The 1,808-nt window shown below is 59.8% G+C and carries 1 protein-coding gene; it reads right to left on the reverse strand.

Annotation, left to right across the window (positions count from 1 at the left end; all coding sequences use genetic code 11):
• Positions 1 to 258 precede the first annotated feature (258 nt).
• Positions 259 to 1,808: tetratricopeptide repeat protein (locus tag GOX53_RS29305; RefSeq protein ID WP_171182401.1), on the reverse strand; the 1,550-nt coding region annotated here is incomplete at its 5' end.

A 1,808-nucleotide genomic window follows, 5' to 3' on the forward strand; every position in this document is an offset into this window, starting at 1 on the left:
CCTTGCAAAAGCCGACGCACAGCGGAGGGAATGGGCGTCACCCGCAGGGCAGATCGCCGTGGTTTGGGCGACCATGGCTCAAAGCCACTGGCGTGGCTCGGAACGAGACGCGAAAGGGGTTGTTGAGGCAGGGAGACCAGGCCACGTTGTTCTGGGAGGGCGCCGGCACAGCCGGCGGCCGACTAGCACGCGGTCCCGCGCCAGGGCGCGGGATTTGCCTGAAAGAATCCTTTCTTAGTCCTGTTCGGTAGCCTCAACTCAGTCACAAGCGTCGTCGAATCCCATCGAACAGGCCTGCTGGTAGAGCTGTTTGGCTCGTTCAGCGTCGCGCTGAACCCCAATACCCCCGTCGAAATGAGCACCGAGATTTGAACAACCAAGCGCCTCGCCGCCGTCGCAGGCTTTCCGGTAGAGCCGTACCGCCTCCACGGAATCGGCCTCTACGCCAGTGCCTGCCGCGTGAAGATAGCCGAGATTGTTACAACCCATCATGTGGCCTCCGTCGCAGCCTTGCCGGTAGAGCCGCGCTGCCTCCTCGGGATCAGCGTCCACGCCAGTGCCTTTCTCGTGGAGATAGCCGAGATTGGTACAGCCAACAGCTTCGCCGCCATCGCAGCCTTGCCGATAGAGCCGGGCCGCCTTCTCAGGATCCGCCTTAACGCCAATTCCCTGATCGTAGAGATAGCCGAGATTGGTGCAGCCAACGGCTTCGCCGCCATCGCAGCCTTGCCGATAGAGCTGTGCCGCCTCCAATGGATCGGCCTTTACGCCAGTGCCTTCCTCATAGAGATGGCCAAGATTAGTACAACCCTGCACCTCGCCGCCTTCGCAGGCTTGCCGGTAGAGCCGCGCGGCTTCCAATGGATCGGCCTCTACGCCAGTGCCTTCCTCGTAGAGATGGCCGAGATTAGTACAACCCTGCGCATCGTCGCCATCGCAGGCTTTCCTATAGAACCGTGCCGCTTCCAGGGGGTCGGCTTCAATCCCGACGCCCAGGAAGTAGGATAGACCAAGATTGAAACAGCCTTTCGCGTTGCCGCCATCGCAGGCTTGCCGGTAGAGCCGTACCGCTTCAGGTGGGGCGGCCTCAACTCCGATACCATTGGAGTAGAGATAACCGAGACTATTACAACCAAAAGCATAGCCACCGTCGCATGCTTGCCAATAGAGCCGCGCCGCCTTCTCAGGATCAGCCTCTACGCCAATGCCATGCTCGTAGTGATAGCCGAGATTAGCACAACCCACTGCATCGCCGCCGTCGCAACCTTTCCGATTGAGTCGATTCGCCTCCGCAAGATTCAACTCTACGCCAATTCCTTCGCTGCGAAGATAGCCGAGATTGGAACAGCCCCTCATATCCCCGCCATCGCAGCCAAGCTTGTAGAGCCGCGCAGCCTCTAAGGGGTTAGCGCTGATGCCGATACCCGTCTCAAGCAAGTAGCCGAGACTTACACAGCTATGCGCACTGCCACCACGACATGCCGCACCCCAGAGCGTACTGGCGGTTGAGCCGTCCATTTTCCATATGTCGATAGCGCGTTCAAAGCACCGCTCGGTGACGCCGCCCTCACAAGCCAGAGTGATGAACTCGAGCTGGTCTTGTTCGGTGGGCGTCAGCTCCGCAACATCAAGACAGACCTTGCCTTTAAACAGTGCGCACAGGGTACGGTCGGCGGCACTGACGCCATCGGGCTGGCGTGCTAGCGGACTGGCGAATACCAGCGACCCTGCAAATGTGACAGCGCCAACACAACTGGCCAGCAAGAGGAACAGGACCTTGATGGGTTTGTTCTCAACATCCAGCCAGT

The sequence above is a fragment of the Ruegeria sp. HKCCD8929 genome (assembly GCF_013031405.1).
Classification (GTDB): Bacteria; Pseudomonadota; Alphaproteobacteria; order Rhodobacterales; family Rhodobacteraceae; genus Ruegeria.